Source organism: Caulobacter sp. CCH9-E1 (assembly GCF_001556515.1).
Lineage (GTDB): Bacteria > Pseudomonadota > Alphaproteobacteria > Caulobacterales > Caulobacteraceae > Caulobacter.
Genome location: NZ_LSJA01000063.1, coordinates 1 through 330 on the forward strand (window position 1 = coordinate 1; position 330 = coordinate 330).

General features: G+C 72.1%; 1 protein-coding gene. It reads left to right on the forward strand.

The features are described 5' to 3' along the window. The coding region (locus AX690_RS03350; protein WP_304439876.1) for a biotin/lipoyl-containing protein at window positions 1-330 on the forward strand (330 nt) is incomplete at both ends.

Sequence of the window (330 nt, forward strand, 5' to 3'; positions counted from 1 at the left end):
GGCGGCGCTGGACGGCAAGGCCTTCACGGCGCAGGCGACGCCCGCCGCCGAGGGCTTCACGATCCGCCACCGCGCCGCCAAGGCCCGGGTGCTGGTCCTGACCCCGCGCTCGGCCGATCTTCACGGCAAGCTGCCCGAGAAGCAGGCGGCCGACACCTCCAAGCTCGTCCTCTCGCCGATGCCGGGCCTGGTGGTCTCGATGGACGTCGCCGCCGGCCAGCAGGTCCGCGAGGGCGAGGTGGTCTGCGTGCTCGAGGCCATGAAGATGCAGAACATCATCCGCGCCGAGCGCGACGGCGTCGTCAAAGCCGTCAACGCCAAGGGCGGCGA